The following is a 16,636-nucleotide window of genomic DNA, read 5'->3' as shown; positions in this document are numbered from 1 at the left end:
GGAGGGCTGGTGGGCGACGCCGATCGCCACGTCGCAAAGGGGTGGTCGCAGCCGGATCAGGTGGAGCGCCCGTTCATGGCAGGGCAGTTGCATGAGGTCCGCGACGTCGCCGCGAGCTTCGCTACGCGGTGTGGCGCGACCCCTGGGCAAGTAGACGCGGTTCTGCTGGTCGCGAGTGAACTGGTGGTCAATGCCGTAAGGCACGGCGGAGGCCGCGGTGAGATGCGGCTGTGGCACGACCAGGGCAGTGTTTGGTGCCAGGTGACCGATGGCGGGCCGGGTTTTGCCGACCTTCGCTGGACGCAGAACGTCACCGAGCCGATCGGGCGGGGCGGTCGCGGATTGTGGATCGTGCGTACGGTCGCCGAAGCATTGACCATCGAGTCCGGTGAGCAGGGGACCACCGCGACCGCCCGTGTTCTGATCGGCTGACGCGGATACGGCACTTCGCTGCGACGAGCAGCGCGCCTTGTGCAGCGAATGAAGCCGGGAGCGGGCCGGGCTGCGAGACAGTCGTGAGCCGGGTTCAGCGTCTGCTGCTCAGGTTCGCGGGTCGGCTGAACGGTGTCGATCTCGACCAGATCCCATGACGGATCGATGACAGCCCGGCTGCGGGGGCCGGCTCGCCGATAGCGTGCCCCACGACCGCAACAATCATCGAACCTAGCGGGGGTGGCATCGTGTGGCAGCATCGCCAGCTCGGCATACCCCCTGCGCCAGCACCGCAGCGGCCGCCGTTCGGGCAGCTGTCGGCGCTGCTGTTGCTGGATCGGCTGGTCCGGCTGCGCCCGCAGCCGTGGAGTCTGCTGGATGTCGGCTGCGGCTCGGGGGAGCTGCTGCGGCTGGCGTTGCGGTTTTTTCCCGGCACCGCCATGGCTGGTGTGGACCCGGCTCCGTGGTTGCTGGAGCAGGCGGCGGTCAACGCCCAGCATGCTCGGCTGCTGCGTGGCATGCATTCGGCGTTGCCGTTGCCGTCGGCGAGTGCCGAGATTGTGACGTGCCGCCAGCATGACCCGGCCGAACGGTGGGTCGTCGACTTGGAGGAGGCCCGGCGTGTCCTGACTTCGGATGGCCTGCTGGGGATGGCCGGACGTGCCACTCCATCGCCGGGTGAGCTGGTGGCGTACGGGTTCGCAATCGCAGATACCCAGTTCGTGCCGGCCACCGACAGTGATCCGGGGTTCAGCGTGGTGATCGCCCGGTGGGTCGGCTATTCACCGACCAGCGTGCTGTAGTCGGCGGCGGTCAATGGCTCTGTGGACAGTGCGCCGTCACCGCGGGGGACGCCGATGGGCTGCCCGTTGCTGGTGAACACCACCGAACGGATGTCGGTTCGGGCGGTCAGCGTGCACACCAGTTGCGCGTAGGCGAGGGTTTCGTCGGCGCGGCTGCCGCCTTCGACCGGTGCGGTCAGCGCGATGCTTGCCTGGTCCCCGGCCACGGTGATGCCGGTGACGACGTCGGTTCCGGCGAGCGCGGTCGCCAGGCCGCTCGCGCGTTCGGTTTCGGTGGGACCCGCCTGCAGGGCGGCGACAGCTTCGTCGACGGTCGCGGGATTGTCGACGTGGCGGGTGACCGCGACCAGCCTGCCGTCGCGGACGAAGTACAGGGTCTGGTCGACGCTGCCGCTGGCTGCCGTGGCCGGCGCTGAGGGCTGCGCGGAGGCGAGTCCGGCGAACGGACCCGGTGGCGGTTCGACACCACGCGGGTGCGGTTCGACCGTCACACCGCATCCGGCAACGGTCAGCGTCAGCAGGGCGGTAAGAATCAGACGGCGGATCATGCGCGGTGCTCCGCGGTGAGGGACAGTTCCAGCCGGAATCGGGCCCCGCCGCCGGGCCGGTCGGTCACCAGAGCGTGGCCGCCGTGTGCGGCCGCATGTTGCGCGACCAACGCCAGGCCCAATCCGGTGCCGTCGCTGTCGGCGCGGGCATTGGCCGCCCGGCCGCGCACGAAGCGGTCGAAGATGGATTCCCGGTCCGCGGGTGGCACACCGGGTCCCTCGTCGTCGACCTCGAGCCACCCCGTGCCGTCGGCTGCTCCCAGCCGGACAGCGACTGGGCCGCCGCCGTGGCGCACGGCGTTGTCGAGCAGGTTGGCGACGATCTGCTCGAACCGCCGCCGGTCGACCGGCCAGGACGCGGGTGCGCCAGGCTCGATACCGACGATGGCGGGGTCGAAGCCTTTCCGGACGACGACTTGCCGAACGAGGTCGGCGATGTCGACCAGGACTCGGTCGGCGGGCTGGTCAGATCGGGCCAGCTCCAGCAGGTCGGTGACCAGGGTTTGGAACCGTTCGACCTCGTCGGCTACGAGCGAGGCGGCCTGGGCGGTGCGCGGGTCGAGTTGGTCGCGGCGGCGCGCCAGGACGCTGCCGGCCGCGGCGAGGGTCTGCAGAGGGGACCGCAGCTCGTGGCTGACGTCGGCGGCGAACCGCCGGTCGCGTTCCAGCCGGGCGGACAGCTGTTCGACCATGCGGTTGAACGAGGTCGTCAGCCGTTCCAGGTCGGGTTCGGTGGCCGGGTCGAGGCGGGCCGACAGGTCGCCGCCGGCGATGTCACGGGCGGCGTCGGCAACCCGATGCATTGGGCGCAGCACCCGCCGGGAGGCGTACGCGCCCAGCCCCGCTCCGGCGGCGGTTGTGGCCGCGGCGACCAGGGCAAGCACCAGCGACATGACACGCATCGTCCGGTCGGTCTCATTCATCGAATCGATCATGAAGAAGTGGCTGCCGTCCGGCAGCGGGATGCCGATGGCCATGGCCGGTCCGCCGTCAGTATGCACGCGTTGCACGGCCGGCTGGCCGGAGGCGACCAGTGCCCGCAGCTCGGCGGGCAGGGCTTCGGTGTAGCCGGCGTCGGCGGTGCGAGAGTAGGCTCGGCCGTCGCGATAGATGATGGCGTGCCGGCTGCTGCCGGTGTCCAGGGCCCGCAGCACCTGCTGCACGTCGGGGTCGTCGCCGGTCAGTCCGGCGTTGACGACGTTGGCGTCGAAGTAGGCCGCTCGCAACGCAGCCCGCTCACGTCCGGCGACCAGGGTGCTGCGGGTGATCTGGAACGAGGCGACCGCGACGGTGGCCGAGATCGCCAGCGCGCCGAGCGCGAACGCCGCGGTGACCCGCACTCGCAGACCCGGTCGAATAAACCGTCTCATCGCTGCAGCTTGTAACCCAGGCCGCGCACGGTCACCAAATGTTTCGGGGCGGACGGTTCGTCTTCGATCTTCTGCCGAAGCCGGCCGACGTGCACATCCACGAGACGTTCGTCGCCGAAGTCGTACTCCCAGACCCGCTCCAGCAGCTGCTGGCGTGACAGCACCATGCCGGGGTGCTCGGCCAGCTCGCACAGCAACCGGAACTCCGTCCGTGTCAACTCGACCGGCCGGCCGTGCAAGGTAACCTCACCTGCTAGAGGACGCACCTGCAGATCGCCGAAGACCAGCGTCGGCATCGCCTGGGTCGTGTTACGCGCTCGCCGGCGCAGCGCCCGCAACCGCGCCGTCAGCTCCTTGACAGCGACCGGTTTGACCAAATAGTCGTCGGCGCCGGCCTCCAGGGCGGCGACGATGTCGTGGGTGTCGTTGCGCGCGGACACCACCACGATCGGCACGTCGTCACCGCGCCTCAGTTCCCGGATCGCGTCGAAGCCGTCCAGCCCGGGCAGCATCAGATCGACCAGGACCGTGTCGGCCGGGGTCTTGCGCTGCTTGACCAGGCCCTCCTCTGCCGTGGGGGCGCCGTCGGCCGTGTAGCCCTCGTCTTCGAGAGCCAGCAGCAGCGACTGCCGGATCCGGTCGTCGTCTTCAATCACCAGCACCGAGGCCATGGCCGCCATCATGACCGACACCGACCCGCTCTGACCAGCGGCGAAGCGGACGTTGCGGCCCTGATCGGTGGTTTGTCATGAGACTGTCATGGTTTGGGGCGGCCTCCGCCACATCCGTTTCCCAAGGTCGAAGCTGACGTTGCATCAGCCTGGGAGGTGAATCATGGCGGCACCCCATGAGACGGCAAGCCGGATCCCCGTCGTCGAACTCGTCATCACCGAGGAACTCGACCTGTGGGGGTTGTCGCGGCTGACCCGGCTGCTCGACGACGCCCTTGCGGTGTCGCCGCTGGAGATCGTCCTCGATCTGGAGCAGTGCCCGTTCATGGACGCCGCCGCGATCGGCGTGCTGCTCGACGCCCATCGCCGCAGCCGGCTCGACGGCGGACTGCTCACGCTGCGATCGCCGTCGCCGCGGCTGCGGCGCAATCTTCGGCTGGCCCGCGCGGACCGCGTCTTGCATGTCACCCCGGCAGAACCTGCAGCGCCTGCCAACGGCTCAGCGGCAACCACGGTGAGCGCCGAACAAGGAGGAGCCGATGAGTCAGCCTGAGACATTCGATGTGGTCGCGCTGGCCAACACCATGCCAGCCGAACAAGGGCCGCCCGGATGGCGTCCCCGGCGCCGTGCCGGCAGCGTCTCGGCTGGCCTGGCGGCTGCGGTCGGCGAACGTGCCGGCGCCTGGCTGGCGCTGCACGAGCTGTTGCCGCGCGCGGCGGGCGTCGCGGGGCTGAGGTTGAAGGCGCTGGCCGCACCGCAGGACGACATCGACGAGTATTACCTGGGTCAGTGTGTCGAGACGTTGCTGCCGCTGTATCACGACTGCGGCCAGCCGCCGCAGTTTCATCCGCGTTGGCAAGACGCCTACCGCCGCGTCAATCACCGGTACGCGGTCGCCGCGGCGCGGCTGGCCGCACCCAACGCGACCGTGTGGATCCACGACTACCACCTACAACTGGTCGCCGGATACCTGCGCCGCGCCCGCCCGGACCTGCGGATCGGTTTCCAGCTGCACATACCGTTCCCGCCGGTCGAACGGTTCCTGCACATGCCGATGCGGGACAAGATGCTGCGCGGCCTGCTCGGCGCCGACCTGATCGGACTGCCCGATGCCCGATCCACCGCCAACTTCCTCGACCTGTCGGCCGAGCTGACCGGCCAGCGTCGCGGCGACCGGCTGCTGCTGGCCGACGGCCGCGTCGTCACCGCCGCCACCTTCGCCCCGGCCGCCGACACCACGACGATCAGCCGTCTCGCCGCCACCGCCGACGTCCAGCGACGCGCCCGCGACCTGCGCAACGAACTCGGCGACCCCCGAACCATCCTGTTGTCAGTCGGCGCCCTGGACCACCACGAAGGCATCGAACAACGACTCGACGCATACGCGCAGCTGATCGCCGAAGACCGCATCGACCCCCTCGACACGGTGCTGGTGCATGTCGCCGCAGCCGGCGACGAGACGGCCCACCACACCCCAGTCCAGGACCGGGTCGACCGGCAGGTCGCCCAGATCAACGGCATGTACTCCCGCCTGGGCCATCCCGTCGTGCACTACGTGCGCCACGACCTCGATCGCGCCTCCCTGGCCGCCCTGTACGTGGCCGCCGACGTGCTGCTAGCCCTGCCACTGCGGCAAGGAGCCACGCTCGCCGCCAGAGAGTTCGCCGCGTGCCGGCCGCACGACACCGGACAGATCCTGCTGTCGGAGTTCACCGGCAGCACCGCCGACCTGCCCGAAGCGACCCTCGTCAACCCGCACGACGTCCCCGCGGTCAAAGACGCCATCTGCGCCGCGATCAAGGTCTGCGACCAACCCGACGACGCGATGGCGGCCATGCGAGCCAATGTCGGCCATAGGGACGCCGCCTGGGCCACCAGCAGGTTCCTGCGCACCCTTTCCGCAGCGACCGCCTACCGCGATCCCGCGGTGCCACACCAATCCGTACCCGGCACCGCCGAGAAGGTCAGGCCATGAACGACGCCGCCGCCAACGGCCGAGCCAGCCAATTCCGCGCCGCGACGCGGCGGTTGCTCGCCCGTCTCGGAACAACCGTCCTGCCGCAGCAGCCCCACGACCCGCTCAGCAAACCCGCCGCGATCACGCGGGCCATCGCCGCCTTGCCCTACCCTGGCCCTGGTCTGCGAGTATGGCTGTTCGCTGACGCCACCCTCGTACACGGGCTGTGGCTGTGCGTGCTCGAAGACGCGCAAGCGGTGCACGTCGTCGAAGTGGGCGCGTTCGACGGCCAGACACGGGTCGTCGTCACCGTGTCGCGCCGCCATGACGCGCCCAAGCCCGCCGCGCGTGCTAGCGCCACCTCACGCGGCGGCGCTCTGCCGCATCTGCTGGGCTGCGCCAGGCCACTGCGACCTGAAGCGGACATTCGGCAAATCAGCGGCCGCACCAGGCGACGCCGGTTCACTCACTGACCCGCCGCCCCCGGCATCGGGCCGCGCACACACACGGGCCTCCGGTCAGCCCACGGCATACGACGGACCGGGATCAGCAGACGATCATTGCCGCCAGGCGCTGTGACCGGAATCAGACGCGGTCCCGGCAAACCCCGTCGAGCCGATCATGGGCCGCCCGATACCGCCGCCCCCAGCGACGGCGATGTCGATGTCTCGCGGATCCTCGCCAAGGCCCGCAGGGTGAGCAGCCGCTGCCGCCGGCAAGCTCACCGGGTCGTAGCGCCTACGGGCGGTTCAGCTCATCGCCGACAGCAACTGCCGGCAGGCCTGTTCGCAGCTGCGGCAGGCTTGGGCGCAGATACGGCAGTGCTCGTGCATGTCGGCATGCCGTTCGCATTCGTCGGCACACGACTGGCAGGCCATCGCGCATGCTTCGAGCAGGGTCCGGCTGATGTTGGCGTCGTAGCCGGTGTGCCGTGACAGCACTCGGGCGGTGGCGGAGCAGATGTCAGCGCAGTCGAGGTTGGTGCGGATGCATTTGGCCAGGTCGGCCACCATCGGTTCGCTGAGGCAGGCGTCCGCGCAGGCGGTGCACGCCTCGCTGCACGCGGTCAGTGTGTCGATCACCTCGGCGAGCTGACGCCGGTCGAAGTTGATCTCTTGTGGGTAGGTTTCCAGCATCGGCATGGTGACGGTAGTCATGACGACCTCCAGCACAACAGTTGTTCATCCTCGCTACCCGCCATCGGTGCGTCCATGCGTCGTCCGGAGTGACTTATCCGAAACCCAAACCGCAGCGGGGGAGGGCACCTGTGCGGCGGGCTATTCGGACAGGTCGGCTGGGCTCAGCCGGCGGCGGCCGACATAGAACAGGGTGGCTCCCGCGGTGAGCTGATGATGCCACGACGGGCTGATCAGCAGCTGGCCGTCGGTCTCGACAGCCAGCAGGACCGCGTCGTGACGCTGCCCGAGAATGACCTGGCAGGCCCCGAAGCTGGTCTGATCCAGCTGGTGCGGCAGCCGTATCGAGTAGGTGTTGCCGCCGTCGGAGCTCATCAGTTCGCCGTAGATGCGGGCCATGCCGGGATCTTGCAGTTCTTCGGCCAGCATCCGCGGATGGTGCCATTGCACGCAGTTCACGCCGGGGTGCACGTAGGTCAGGTGGGCGGCGCGTTCCATGTCGCGCAGTGCCACCACGACGTGCGCGGTGGCGGTCAGATGAGCGACGGTGACCAGCACGGCGAGGGCTTCGTTGTCGTCGGCGGCGTCGATGACCACTGTTGCCGCGGTATGCACGCAGGCACGGCGCAAGGTCACGTCGTCGGTGAAGTCGCCGCGTACGAACCCGACGGGCTGGCCAGGCATCGGGTTTACCGTGGTGTCCGGCGCGGCGCATAGCACGAGTTTCCGGCCGTGGGTGTCGGCGAGGACCTCGGCGACGATGCGTTCGGTGCGGCCCGGGTGGTAGCCGACGATCACGAGATGGTCTTGTTCGCGCAGGGCGACGGTGCCGTTCATGCGTCTGCCTTTCGCGTTGTCCACCGCGGTGGCGATGCGGGCGAAGATCGTGGTGAGGGTGGCGATGCCTCCGGCGATGACGTAGACGCCGACCAGATGTCCGCCGGTGGTGGTGGGGTAGAAGTCGCCGTAGCCGACGGTGGAGGCGGTGACGATGAACCACCACCAGTAGGTGCCGGGCTGTAGCAGTGCCGAGCCGGCCGGCTCGGTGGCGCTCATCATCAGCCAGCTGGTGGCGAACACGAACGCGATCAACGTCACGGGGATCGCCCACGACGATCCGGTGAGCTTGCGCAGCAGGCGCAGCAGCGCGATCGTCATCGTCTGGTTCCCCTTCGCCCATCCGGTCCCGGCAGGTGCGCACGCGAGTCTCGGCGGGTCGCGTCGCATCCGTTGTACTGACCGGTGATGACCGGATCGGCCCGGCCGTATGACAGTCCGATGACATCGTGCGGTGCCGCCGGCCAGCCGCAGAGCGAACGGAGTGGGCGCTGGATCAGCTGTGGTCTGCGCCCGGCTGGAATCGCAGCATGTGCAGTGCGCGTCCAACGGCCGCGTAGTCCGCGTCGCTGCCGTCGACGGTGTAACCCATGAACTTCGTGAGCTTGCGGGCCGCGCCCGGGTGCCGGTGGGCGTAGTCGAGCATCGCCTCGGCGCGAGCGTCGGCGTCGATGCGGTGAGCTTGGACGGCGAGGTGGTGGCTGCCGAGCTGAATCGTGGTACTGGGATGGACTAGAAGGTTGCGATACCAGTCGGAGCCGGGGCCGAATCCAGCGGCGACGGTGACGGCATTGTCGGCGCGCGAGACGACTTCGACGACAGTCTGCCGGGGTTGGCCAGTCTTACGGCCGATGTGGTTGATGAGGACGAAGCGGGACCCGAGGAACGCGCCCAGCCGCAGCCGGTAAAGCAAGATGGGAAGGCGGAATGCCCAGCGGCGAAGACCGGACGGCCGCCGCGGCCGCTGCTTGATTTCCATCAGGCAATCACTTCCGATGTGCACCTATGGTGGCGACTTTTCGGTGGACGGTGCGAGGGCGTCACGCAGAAATGCCGATGGTGTGGTCGGCCGCTGCCGGCGGGTGGCCGACCGCGAAGCGCGCTGAATCGGCGGTACGTCGCCGAGCTCCCTGGGGCGGGCGGTGAGGCGACGAGGACCGGCAGCGGCCGCACCGCACACCCTGCACGTCGAACGCGACGACGCAGACCCGGTGTCATGACAATCATGTGACGATCACCGCCCGAGGTCGATCAGGACGCTGACGCGCCGAGCTTGTCGAGGATGCCGGTCATGGTGCTGATCTCCGTCTGCTGCGCGGCCTTCATGCCGTCGGCGAGCGTTCGGACGTCGGGCCGCGCGCCGGCGGCTAGCAGGCCGTCGATCATGACGATGCCGCCGAGATGGTGGCGGATCATCAGCTGGCAGAACAACACGTCGAACGCGTGGCCGGACACCGTGCGCAGGCGCTGCATCTGCTCGGGGGTGGCCATGCCCGGCATGAGGCCGTCGGCGGCGATCATGTCCTGTTCGCCGGGCATCGGGGGCATCCATGCCATGGCGGGCTCGGTGCCGGTGGGCAACAGCCGCCACTGTTGCAGCCAGTCGCTCATGATCCCGATCTGGGCTTGCTGGGTCAGCGCGATGTCGTAGCCCATGACCTGGATATGTGGGTTGCGGCTGGTGCGGTAGGCGAGCATGGCCATCTCGACGGCTTGAGCATGATGGGTTTGCATGTCGCGGGCGAACCCGGCGTCGGCGGAGCCGTCCGACGGCGTCGCGGCGGCCGCTGCGGCGGGTTGTTCCGCGCGGAGCTGGAATCCGCCGATGAACGCCACCGCGGCCAGGGTGAGCAAGGCGAACCCGACGATGAGCCAGCGGACCATGCCGGGCCGGCCCGAAGCCGTGGCGCCGCGGTTGGGGTGAAGGATGGTCATCACATGCCTCCGTCGACGTTGCGCGGTGTGGTTCCGGTGGTGGTGATGCCGCCGGTGCAGGTGGCGCCGGCTTCGGGTGCGAGCGTGATGCGGGTGGTCGCGATGAACTGGTCGATCCGCGGGTCGGTAGCGGAGTCGAGTTTGAGCTGGTAGCCCCAGGCTTGGACGCTGATCGGCGCATCGAGGTCGGGATAGGGGCTCATCAGCATGTACTGCACGCCGGTGACCTTTGCGGCCAGGACGCTGATCTGGTCGGCGGGCAGCCCGGGCCGGTAGGTGATCCAGACCGCGCCGTGTTCCATGCTGTGCACGGCGTGCTCGTTGGCGATCGGCGCGGTGTAGACGGTGCCGGTGCAGTTCTGCCATACCGGGTTGTGGTCGCCACCGACCGGCGGCGACTGCTGGTAGGGCAGAACTCCCTGCTTATGGTTGCGGGTCAAGGTCTGCGGTGTGCTGGTGCGGTAATCGACCACGCCGGCGATGTCGGTGACCTTCTGCACGGCGGCTGGCTGCGCGGTCGTGGCCCGGGTGGCGTATGCGATCACCACGCCGATCGCGACGATGGCGACAGCCACGTACGCGGCATAGGGCAGCCAGGGTCGCCGTGCCCGGCGGCCAGACTTTGTCGATCTCTGGTTCGGTGTGGTGCGGCGCGCGCTGCGGGCGGTCTTGGCTGACACGGGGAACTCCAGCGGCTGGGAAGGCTTGCGGTAGCGGGTCGTCAGTCGAGGTTGGGGATGTCAAACCACGAGAACGGGGCCCAGGGCAGATTGCGCAGCACCACCGCGTACAGCAGAAACAGCAGCAGGTATGCGGCGATGGCTTTGCCGCCGGGCCGCCACAGCGGCAAACGCCGGCCTCCGAAGCCGGCGATGGTCCAGGCCAGCAGCGCATACAGCCCATACATCATGCCGGCCAGCGCGGCGAGGTGGTGTCGGGCGGCCTGCACGAGGTTGCCGTGGATCAGGTACCAGAACATGCGGGTGCCGCCGCAGGTCGGCCCGTTGATCCCGGTCAGGGCGTGCCATAGGCACGGCCCGGTCGGGTCGGGGATCCGGTCGGTGGGGTTATGCGCCAGGACCCACCCGGCGGCGACCGCCAGCAGCAGCCACACCGCGACCGGCGCCCATCGGGCGGGACGGGCGTCGCTTGTCGGAAAGCTCGTCACGCGGCTTTCCGATCAACGTCAGGGCCGGTCAGATCGGTGGATTGCCGCCATTGCAGCCACCACATCGGATCCGGCAGCTCACCGGCTGCGGCCGCTAGCCGCTCGGCCGTGGCGGCGAACGCCTCGCCGTCGTGGACCCCGGCGTCAGCGAGCAACTGTGACAACAGTTGCCGGCGCAGGGTCATGGCTTGACCGACGAGGTCTTTTCCGGACTCGGTCAGGGCCACCCAGACAACGCGCCGGTCGGCGTCGTCGGGCTGGCGGCGCACGAGCCCGCGGGTGACCAGGCGATCGCACATGCGGCTGGCCGTCGACGGCCGGACGCCGACCTCGTGGGCGAGGTCGGCGGTGCGCTGAGGGCCTTGCGACGCAAGCACGATCAGCGTGCGGTACTGCGTCAGCGTCACGTCGGTGTCGAGTTCGTTGAGCGACCGCACGGTGAGCGCCACCAAGGCCCGGCTCAGCGCCATCAGCCCGTCGACCATCGGCTGGCTGCCGGTGCTGGCGCGCGAACCGCGCGGCGAGTAACGTGCCACCTAGTAATAGTTGCATACTGACAACAAAAAGGCCACCGTGGTCCGGCCCTTGTCGGTCTGGACTTCACGCCAGGCTCCGGTTGGAGGCGACAAGCCAGAGCCGATTCAGCTGGACAGGCTGCCCGAGCGCCTCGGTTCGCTGACCGCCGTCGACGACATCGTGCTCGACGCGGCGGCCGGAACCGCGGTCGGCGTCCTCGGCCCCAACGTGGCGGGCAGGACAACCACCATGCGCAGGCCCACCGATCTGCAGCCGACATCGTGCCGACACCTCGACCATATAATGTTGCCATAGTGCAATGGTTGCACTATGGCATGTATCAGGTGAGGGGTTGGCCGCGTGGCGAACAGGCACAGTCGACAGCGCATAGGTGCGGTGGTCGCAGGCTGGCTGCACACTGCCGATGCCGGGCTGCAGGCGCTCGCGGTGCTGGTCGGTCTCGGCGCGGGTCTCGGCGCAGTGGTGTTCCGCTGGCTGGTCGACACCGCCACCGCCGTGTTGTCGGGGACGGCCGACTACACCGCGACCCCTGGCGCGCCCCATCCAGACATGCCGGCCCTCGGCCGCTGGTTCCTCCTGCTGACGCCGGTGGCCGCCGGGCTGCTATACGGACCGCTGATCCACCGATTCGCCAGGGAAGCACGCGGCCACGGGGTGCCTGAGGTTATGTACGCGGTCGCCGAGACAGGCGGGCGTATCCGGCCCCAGGTCGCCGCGGTGAAAGCCTTGGCGAGTGCGATCTGCATCGGAGGCGGGGGCTCGGTCGGACGCGAAGGGCCGATCGTGCAAATCGGATCAGCGCTCGGCTCGGCAGTGGGGCAGGTCGCCAGGCTGCCCGCCGCCCGCATGCGCATTCTGGTCGCGTGCGGCGCCGCCGGTGGTATCGCCGCCACCTTCAATGCACCGCTCGCCGGAGTGTTCTTCGCCCTCGAACTGATCTTGGCTGACTTCGCCGTCGAATCATTCGCCGCCGTGGTCCTGTCCGCGGTAGCCGCCTCCGTCGTTGGTCGGGCGATCCTCGGCGATCACCCGTTCCTCACCCTTCCGGCGTTCACCGTCACCCACCCTGATCAGTTCCTCGGATTCGCCGCCCTCGGCGTGGCCGCCGCCGGAGCGGGTGTGCTGTTCAGCCGGCTGCTGTACGCCATCGAAGACGTATGTGACCGCCTTTGGCGCGGACCGCAATGGCTGCGCCCGGCCGCCGGCGGTCTGCTGCTTGGCGCGCTGCTGCTCGTCTTGCCGCAGATGTACGGCGTCGGCTATCCCGTCCTCGGGTCGGCCGCTGCGGGCGCTTACACGGTGACGTTCCTGCTGGTGCTGCTGCTCGCCAAAATCCTGGCCACCAGCCTGACTATCGGCATCGGCGGCTCTGGCGGCGTGTTCGCGCCGTCACTGTTCATCGGAGCGATGCTCGGCGCTGCCACTGGGCAGATACTGCACATCGCCGACCCCGCGTTGGCACCCGCACCGGGCGCCTATGCGCTGGTCGGCATGGGGGCGGTATTCGCCGGCGCCGCCCGCACGCCGATCACCGCGGTGCTGATCATGTTCGAGCTCACCGGGCAGTATCGGATCATCCTGCCCCTGATGTTGGCCATCGCCGTGGCGGCTGGCCTGTCCCGGCTGCTGTCGCCCGACACGATCTACACCCGAAAGCTGACGCGGCGCGGTGTCGATCTGCTGTCACCGACCCGGCGACTGCGCCAGACCAGCATCGCGGTCGCGGCCGGGCCGCTTCCCGAACCGATCCCGCCGGAGGCGAACGTCGCCGCCGTCGCCGCCAGATTCGCTGCTGGCACCGCAGACACGCTGCCGGTCCGCGACGGCGCTGGCCACATCGTCGGTGTCATCACCGCCGAGGATGTCGAACAAGTTTTGGCCGCCGCTGATGTCACGGCGGCCCAGCTCGCCCGCCCGGTACCCAGTTTGGCCGCCGACGCCGACCTCGAATCGGCGATGACCCAGCTCGCCCGCCACCACGTCGGCGGCCTGCCTGTCGTCACCGCGGACCGGCCGCCGATCACCTGGGTCACTCACCACGACCTGCTGCGCGCCGCGGCGGCCATCGGACGGCCGGCGCCACACCGCCGCCCAGCCGCGGCTACGCCCGCCGAGGCGTGAGATCCGACCACGGCGAGGCGAGCGGGGCGCGTTGTGCCAAGTGATGAACGCAGCGGTGTGGCGATCCTCGACCGGGCGAATCGGTTGCTGACCGGGTACCTGGACGTCGGCATGGCAACGATCACGGTAGCGACCGGGCAACTCAGCAAGCCTTCCCTCTGCCACATGCGTCACGTCGCCAAACATGAGGGCATCTGGGCCGGCCGGCGCGTCGATGCGGTCTGCTCCCGGAGATCTCGCCACTATGCGGGCGGCGGCGACTGCAAACGCAGCATGTGCAGCGCCGCACCCACGGCCCGATAATCCACGTCGGTTCCATCGACGGCGAAACCCATCAGCCGCGTCAACCGCCGGGCAGCGGCCGGATGCTGTCGCGCGTACGTGGTCATCGCCTGCGACCGTGCCTCGGCGTCAACCCGCTCGGCCCGCACAGCCATCGCCCGCCGGCCGATACGCACCGTCGTGTCGGGATGGCACTCCAGGTCCTGAAACCAGTCGGACGCGACGCCGAATCCCGCCGCCACAATCACCACATCGACGGATCGGGCCACAATCTCGACCGTCGAGCGGCGAACCCTGCCGGTCTCCCGGCAGACGTGGTCCAACACCACGAACCCCCGGCCGGATAGACCAGCGGCGCGAAGGCGGGTGAGCATCGCGGGCAGGCCAAACGCCCCCCGGCCCTCAGACAGGCGAAGGTTCGGCTCGGTGAAACCCATAATGTCACGTGCCTTCATTCAGCAATAGATTGTGGACGGCCGCTGCCGGCGCTCAGATGCTGACCGCGTAGAGCGCGCCGACACCAAGTCGTCGCACACTCCGTGGAGCTCGTGCAGGGGCGACGACCCCGCAGCGGCCGCCGACATACGGTCCGCTGAGAACACGACGACCCGAACCCGGCCGTGTGACGATCCGATGACGAAACGCAGCTCAAGGACCAGGACCAGCGGCCCGAAACCACACGTGGTAGGCAATATCAGGCGTCGCGAACCGGCCTACGAGCCGCGGCAGACGTGACGTCGGCGCGGCACACTCTGGCGTGGCCGGTCGCGCGATAGTGGCACGGTTGGTCGACCCGTTCGGGCGGCCGGCCAGGATGGGCCAAGGCGGCCGGAGTGATCCGAAGACGGTCTGCGAGACAACCGGACCTGTGGACCGGGGCTGGATGCCGGTCGAGGGCTCCATCATCTCTGAAGGCCGTCTAGCCCGCGGCAGGGTACGTTGTGCGGCAAAGCTGGCCGTGGCGCGGTCGTCCATCATCAAGGAGAGTCACCGCATGCGCGACGAGGTGTTCACCGACCTGTTGAACCGACAATGGGCCCAAGGCCGGATGGCCTGTGTCGGACTGGATCCCGACATGTCCGTGGTGCGAGCGTCGGTGCCCGAGTCCGACACCGAGCAGGCTCTGTACGCGTACGCGTGTGCGATCGTCGATGCGACCGCTGATGTGGTGTGCGCGTACAAGCCGAACATCGCCTTCTACGAACGATGGGGCGTACCAGGCCTGGCGGCGCTCCAGCGCATCATCACCCACATCAACACCGTCGCGCCGCACACAGCGGTGATCGTTGACGCCAAGCGTGGCGACATCGCCTCCACCAACGAGGCCTACCGAGACGCGCTGTTCGGCTACCTCGGCGCCGATGCCGTCACGGTCCAGCCTTACCTTGGTGTCGATGCCCTGCGACCGTTCCTGGACACCCGCACCAAGGGCGTCATCGTCCTGTGCCGCACCTCCAACCCGGGCTCGGGTGAGCTGCAGAACCTCGTCTCATCTGGCGAGGCCCTCTATCAGCGGGTCGCCCGGCTCGCCGAGCACGACTGGAACACCCACGGCAATGTCGGAGTACTCGTCGGGGGCACCTACCCGGAGCAGATCGCCGACGTCCGCGCGATCGCACCTACGCTGCCGATCCTGGTGGCCGGTATAGGCCGTCAAGGCGGCAACGTGCACGCTGCCGTTCGCGCGGGATCCACCACAGCGGGCGGCATGATCATCAGCTCGTCTCGGGCGATCATCGAAGCCGAAACCGGCCCCTCCTTCGCCGAGGCGGCCCGCGAGGCCACGCGGCAGCTGCATGCCGACATCGTCGACGCTCACCTTGCCGCCTCGGCCTGACAGCACGTCGCCACGCCGAGCCCAGATCCGGCGCGGTCATCTGCTCCGGCCGCCGCGGGTGGCGAGACGGTTCAGCATTCCCAGCGGCAGCATGCGATCGATCGCTTCAGCACACGCGACGCACACCGTCGATTCCGCGCCTCGCCGCAGCACTACCGCCCGTTGCGCCAGACGCCGTCGGGCACTGCGGTAGACCCGGAAACAGGCCGCGCACCGGGCTTGGGTTATCGGCGTCGCCGGACCAACCTCGCATGCTCCGGCGACACCGGGTCGTAGATCAGATGGACGTCCGCGTGCGGAACCTGCCAGGCGGGCACCTCATCGATGAAACGAACGGTGCGTCCTTGCAGACAACGAAACTCCACCTGTAACCGGGTCCACAGTTCGCCGCGATGCCACACCCGTTCAGAATCGACGATCGTTCCCACCGCCGGAGCCCAACCGATAGTGTCTGTCCGCCGTCGTCGCGACCACGCCACGACACCGCCTGCGACCGTCGCCGCCAACGGCAGCAGACACAGGATGGCAGGCAAATAGTCAGCCAACGTGCGCATGTCGCTCCTTCAACCCGATGCCGCTACTCGTCGCGGGGTTGCCGCAGCGACAGCTGGGCGAACTGCGGGCGCAACGGGTCGTACAGCACCCACACCTCGTCGCCGCTCGGCGCTTGCGCCGCCGGCACCTCCGCGACCAGGTACGCCCAATGCCCGCGCCAGGTCCGGAACCGCACCGTCAGCCGGCAATACTGCAGAGTCTCACGCGAAACGGCGCACCGATCGACGATCGCGGCCTGCGCCGGTTTCCAGCCGCGCACGTCGCCTGGCCGGCGACGCCGCCCGTCGTACCACGCGGCAGCCACCAGAACGGCGGTCACGACGACCAGTAGCAGCCAGGCGCGTAAGTGGACGTCGAAGTCATCCACGTGCTCGCCTCCACCTCCTGGCGTCCGGTTGCTGGGCCCTGTCGCCGGCGCCGGATGACTCGATCGCGGCCGACGCGGG

At 68.9% G+C, this 16,636-nt stretch carries 21 protein-coding genes and 1 pseudogene; 8 read left to right on the top strand and 14 right to left on the bottom strand.

Going from position 1 to position 16,636, the window contains the following annotated elements; genetic code table 11:
* The first annotated feature begins 9 nt into the window (after positions 1 to 9).
* Both AB0H43_RS22125 and AB0H43_RS22120 read left to right on the top strand, forming a co-directional pair.
* Positions 10 to 432 carry an ATP-binding protein gene (locus tag AB0H43_RS22125; protein ID WP_360001810.1) on the top strand — a complete coding sequence of 141 codons (423 nt, stop codon included), beginning with the start codon at positions 10 to 12 and terminating at the stop codon, positions 430 to 432.
* Positions 433 to 680: 248 nt separating this feature from the next.
* A complete protein-coding gene (locus AB0H43_RS22120; RefSeq protein ID WP_360001808.1) occupies positions 681 to 1,235 on the top strand; it encodes a class I SAM-dependent methyltransferase in 555 nt (184 codons plus the stop codon).
* On the opposite strand, the gene AB0H43_RS22115 is transcribed toward AB0H43_RS22120, so the two are convergent.
* The 3 genes from AB0H43_RS22115 to AB0H43_RS22105 are packed head-to-tail and all read right to left on the bottom strand — an operon-like array spanning position 1,211 to position 3,824.
* Positions 1,211 to 1,783 carry a GerMN domain-containing protein gene (locus AB0H43_RS22115; RefSeq protein WP_360001806.1) on the bottom strand — a complete coding sequence of 191 codons (573 nt, stop codon included), beginning with the start codon at positions 1,781 to 1,783 and terminating at the stop codon, positions 1,211 to 1,213. The two genes, AB0H43_RS22120 and AB0H43_RS22115, sit on opposite strands and share 25 nt — an antisense overlap.
* Positions 1,780 to 3,153, bottom strand: a complete 1,374-nt coding sequence (locus tag AB0H43_RS22110; RefSeq protein WP_360001804.1) for a HAMP domain-containing sensor histidine kinase — start codon at positions 3,151 to 3,153, stop codon at positions 1,780 to 1,782. The genes AB0H43_RS22115 and AB0H43_RS22110 overlap by 4 nt, the downstream gene beginning before the upstream one ends.
* Complete coding sequence (locus tag AB0H43_RS22105) at positions 3,150 to 3,824, bottom strand: response regulator transcription factor (RefSeq protein ID WP_360001802.1); 675 nt, start codon at positions 3,822 to 3,824, stop codon at positions 3,150 to 3,152. The genes AB0H43_RS22110 and AB0H43_RS22105 overlap by 4 nt, the downstream gene beginning before the upstream one ends.
* A 163-nt stretch (positions 3,825 to 3,987) precedes the next feature.
* Between AB0H43_RS22105 and AB0H43_RS22100 the strand changes: the two genes are divergently transcribed.
* The 3 genes from AB0H43_RS22100 to AB0H43_RS22090 are packed head-to-tail and all read left to right on the top strand — an operon-like array spanning position 3,988 to position 6,255.
* Positions 3,988 to 4,377, top strand: a complete 390-nt coding sequence (locus AB0H43_RS22100; RefSeq protein WP_360001801.1) for an STAS domain-containing protein — start codon at positions 3,988 to 3,990, stop codon at positions 4,375 to 4,377.
* Positions 4,364 to 5,800, top strand: a complete 1,437-nt coding sequence (locus tag AB0H43_RS22095) for a trehalose-6-phosphate synthase (RefSeq protein ID WP_360001799.1) — start codon at positions 4,364 to 4,366, stop codon at positions 5,798 to 5,800. Before AB0H43_RS22100 ends, AB0H43_RS22095 begins: the two co-directional genes overlap by 14 nt.
* Positions 5,797 to 6,255, top strand: coding sequence for a hypothetical protein (locus tag AB0H43_RS22090; protein ID WP_360001797.1), 459 nt, complete (start codon positions 5,797 to 5,799; stop codon positions 6,253 to 6,255). Before AB0H43_RS22095 ends, AB0H43_RS22090 begins: the two co-directional genes overlap by 4 nt.
* 276 nt (positions 6,256 to 6,531) lie before the next feature.
* On the opposite strand, the gene AB0H43_RS22085 is transcribed toward AB0H43_RS22090, so the two are convergent.
* The 8 genes and pseudogenes from AB0H43_RS22085 to AB0H43_RS22050 form a co-directional block, all read right to left on the bottom strand.
* Positions 6,532 to 6,954: a four-helix bundle copper-binding protein gene (locus AB0H43_RS22085; RefSeq protein ID WP_360001795.1), complete on the bottom strand. Its 423-nt coding sequence runs from the start codon at positions 6,952 to 6,954 to the stop codon at positions 6,532 to 6,534.
* Between the two features lie 105 nt (positions 6,955 to 7,059).
* Positions 7,060 to 7,803 carry an NAD-binding protein gene (locus AB0H43_RS22080; protein ID WP_360002394.1) on the bottom strand — a complete coding sequence of 248 codons (744 nt, stop codon included), beginning with the start codon at positions 7,801 to 7,803 and terminating at the stop codon, positions 7,060 to 7,062.
* A pseudogene (locus AB0H43_RS22075) lies at positions 7,789 to 8,076 on the bottom strand (ion channel); the annotation flags it as partial. The pseudogene AB0H43_RS22075 and the gene AB0H43_RS22080, both read right to left, overlap by 15 nt.
* Before the next feature lie 175 nt (positions 8,077 to 8,251).
* Positions 8,252 to 8,734, bottom strand: coding sequence for a nitroreductase family deazaflavin-dependent oxidoreductase (locus AB0H43_RS22070; RefSeq protein WP_360001794.1), 483 nt, complete (start codon positions 8,732 to 8,734; stop codon positions 8,252 to 8,254).
* A 272-nt stretch (positions 8,735 to 9,006) separates the two neighbouring features.
* Positions 9,007 to 9,690: a DUF305 domain-containing protein gene (locus tag AB0H43_RS22065; RefSeq protein WP_360001792.1), complete on the bottom strand. Its 684-nt coding sequence runs from the start codon at positions 9,688 to 9,690 to the stop codon at positions 9,007 to 9,009.
* The gene (locus AB0H43_RS22060) at positions 9,690 to 10,265 is read right to left on the bottom strand and encodes a DUF3105 domain-containing protein (RefSeq protein WP_360001790.1); all 576 of its coding nucleotides are present in this window, start codon (positions 10,263 to 10,265) and stop codon (positions 9,690 to 9,692) included. The genes AB0H43_RS22065 and AB0H43_RS22060 overlap by 1 nt, the downstream gene beginning before the upstream one ends.
* Before the next feature lie 146 nt (positions 10,266 to 10,411).
* Positions 10,412 to 10,858 carry a DUF2752 domain-containing protein gene (locus tag AB0H43_RS22055; protein ID WP_360001788.1) on the bottom strand — a complete coding sequence of 149 codons (447 nt, stop codon included), beginning with the start codon at positions 10,856 to 10,858 and terminating at the stop codon, positions 10,412 to 10,414.
* Positions 10,855 to 11,343: a MarR family transcriptional regulator gene (locus AB0H43_RS22050; RefSeq protein WP_360001786.1), complete on the bottom strand. Its 489-nt coding sequence runs from the start codon at positions 11,341 to 11,343 to the stop codon at positions 10,855 to 10,857. The genes AB0H43_RS22055 and AB0H43_RS22050 overlap by 4 nt, the downstream gene beginning before the upstream one ends.
* A gap of 88 nt (positions 11,344 to 11,431) precedes the next feature.
* On the opposite strand from AB0H43_RS22050, the gene AB0H43_RS22045 reads away from it, so the two are divergent.
* Entirely contained in the window at positions 11,432 to 11,689 is a 258-nt protein-coding gene (locus AB0H43_RS22045; protein ID WP_360001785.1) for a hypothetical protein, read from the top strand.
* A 255-nt stretch (positions 11,690 to 11,944) separates the two neighbouring features.
* Complete coding sequence (locus AB0H43_RS22040) at positions 11,945 to 13,516, top strand: chloride channel protein (protein ID WP_360001783.1); 1,572 nt, start codon at positions 11,945 to 11,947, stop codon at positions 13,514 to 13,516.
* Positions 13,517 to 13,758: 242 nt separating this feature from the next.
* Here AB0H43_RS22040 and AB0H43_RS22035 read toward each other — a convergent pair whose 3' ends face one another.
* A complete protein-coding gene (locus tag AB0H43_RS22035; RefSeq protein WP_360001782.1) occupies positions 13,759 to 14,253 on the bottom strand; it encodes a nitroreductase family deazaflavin-dependent oxidoreductase in 495 nt (164 codons plus the stop codon).
* A 539-nt stretch (positions 14,254 to 14,792) separates the two neighbouring features.
* On the opposite strand from AB0H43_RS22035, the gene pyrF reads away from it, so the two are divergent.
* Positions 14,793 to 15,635, top strand: a complete 843-nt coding sequence (gene pyrF, locus AB0H43_RS22030) for an orotidine-5'-phosphate decarboxylase (protein WP_360001781.1) — start codon at positions 14,793 to 14,795, stop codon at positions 15,633 to 15,635.
* 224 nt (positions 15,636 to 15,859) lie between these two features.
* Here pyrF and AB0H43_RS22025 read toward each other — a convergent pair whose 3' ends face one another.
* Both AB0H43_RS22025 and AB0H43_RS22020 read right to left on the bottom strand, forming a co-directional pair.
* Positions 15,860 to 16,189, bottom strand: coding sequence for a DUF3592 domain-containing protein (locus tag AB0H43_RS22025; protein WP_360001779.1), 330 nt, complete (start codon positions 16,187 to 16,189; stop codon positions 15,860 to 15,862).
* Positions 16,190 to 16,212: 23 nt separating this feature from the next.
* The gene (locus tag AB0H43_RS22020) at positions 16,213 to 16,557 is read right to left on the bottom strand and encodes a hypothetical protein (protein ID WP_360001776.1); all 345 of its coding nucleotides are present in this window, start codon (positions 16,555 to 16,557) and stop codon (positions 16,213 to 16,215) included.
* Positions 16,558 to 16,636 lie beyond the last annotated feature (79 nt).

The organism is Hamadaea sp. NPDC050747 (assembly GCF_040654195.1).
Lineage (GTDB): Bacteria > Actinomycetota > Actinomycetes > Mycobacteriales > Micromonosporaceae > Hamadaea.
Note: the sequence above shows the minus strand (reverse complement) of the source record. Positions and strands in the feature narration are given on the sequence as shown.